The organism is Pseudomonas sp. 43(2021) (genome assembly GCF_017490805.1).
Taxonomy (GTDB): domain Bacteria; phylum Pseudomonadota; class Gammaproteobacteria; order Pseudomonadales; family Pseudomonadaceae; genus Aquipseudomonas.
Genome location: NZ_JAFGYJ010000342.1, coordinates 1 through 493, shown reverse-complemented (window position 1 = coordinate 493; position 493 = coordinate 1). Strand labels below are relative to the sequence as shown.

At 63.7% G+C, this 493-nt stretch carries 1 pseudogene; it reads right to left on the bottom strand.

The window, feature by feature from the left end:
• A pseudogene (locus tag J5M71_RS27540) lies at positions 1–493 on the bottom strand (DNA polymerase Y family protein); the annotation flags it as partial.

Sequence of the window (493 nt, the reverse complement as noted above, 5' to 3'; positions counted from 1 at the left end):
CGCCAGAGGGCGTGCGCCGAACAGCGTGTCGAGGTGCTTGAGCATCTGCGCTTCGAAACGCCGGGCCAGTGCCTGGCGTGGCAGGCTTTGCACCTGACTGAGATTGCGCAGGCCCATGCGCGACAACGCCGTGGCGACATTCGGCTCCAGCCCCACACGATCAACAGGCCATTGCCCGAGATGATGCTGCAAAGCCTCACCGTCCGGCACCACCAAGCCATCGTAGGCATTGGCCAGCACTCGCGCAGCCACCGGGTTCGGCGCGGCGACGATGCGATGACGAAAGCCCAGGTCTTTCAACTCCTGGCGCAGGCGAGCTTCAAATTGCGGCCAGGTACCGAACAGTCCGAGGCTGGATTCGATCTCGAAGACCACGGTACGCGGGTAATGCACGCTGACCTGCGCGCTGAAGCGATAGGCCCACGCGGCGAGAAACTGCTGCCAGTGCTCGACCTCGGCCACCTCATAATCGGCGGTGGCAAAGCCTTTGCTC